Origin of the sequence: Streptococcus sp. HMSC067H01, assembly GCF_001814775.1 — a bacterium.
Taxonomy (GTDB): Bacteria; Bacillota; Bacilli; order Lactobacillales; family Streptococcaceae; genus Streptococcus.
Genome location: NZ_KV817801.1, coordinates 1 through 391 on the forward strand (window position 1 = coordinate 1; position 391 = coordinate 391).

Genomic DNA, 391 nt, shown 5'->3' on the forward strand with positions numbered 1-391 from the left:
CTTGCTGACGTACTTGCACTTGTTGATGCAGATGCACTTGCTGATGTAGACGCAGACGTGCTTGCACTCGTTGAAGCTGAAGTACTTGCTGATGTGCTTGCACTTGTTGAAGCTGATGTACTTGCTGATGTAGACGCGCTTGTTGATGCAGACGTACTTGCTGACGTACTTGCACTTGTTGATGCAGATGTACTTGCTGACGTACTTGCGCTTGTTGATGCAGACGTACTTGCTGAAGTGCTTGCTGATGTGCTTGCGCTTGTTGATGCTGATGTACTTGCTGACGTAGACGCGCTTGTTGAAGCTGATGTACTTGCTGATGTAGACGCGCTTGTCATTGCACTTACCGATGCACTAGTTGACGCTGATTCAGATGCTGATGTGCTTGCAC

General features: G+C 48.3%; 1 protein-coding gene. It reads left to right on the plus strand.

Translation table 11 applies throughout. The features are described from left to right. On the plus strand, positions 1–391 hold a 391-nt coding region (locus HMPREF2987_RS11035), incomplete at both ends, for a hypothetical protein (RefSeq protein ID WP_180364508.1).